The 265-nt window shown below is 60.0% G+C and carries 1 pseudogene; it reads left to right on the top strand.

The annotated features are described in order from the left end of the window. A pseudogene (locus tag SB751_RS31520) lies at nucleotides 1-214 on the top strand (sugar ABC transporter substrate-binding protein); the annotation flags it as partial. Nucleotides 215-265: the final 51 nt, after the last annotated feature.

Raw genomic sequence — 265 nt, forward strand, 5'->3', positions numbered from 1 at the left:
CGGCCACGAAATGCTCGACATTCATCGGCAATACATCGACGCCGGCATCATGGATATCGCCATTGATCAGGACCCGGACGGTCAGGTGATCGCCGCGCTCCAGCATGCGCTGCACGCGAGCGGCATCGTTGCCGACTCACCTGGCACGGAGCCGGTCGAGTTTCGCGTATTTTGCCCGGCAAACGTGAGGCGCAGTCCGTACCTCGTTGCGTAGGCATGGATCGACGCTTGCCGATTCATCCGCTGATTCGTTTGCATTCGTCTG

Source organism: Cupriavidus sp. SIMBA_020 (assembly GCF_046535395.1).
Lineage (GTDB): Bacteria > Pseudomonadota > Gammaproteobacteria > Burkholderiales > Burkholderiaceae > Cupriavidus > Cupriavidus campinensis.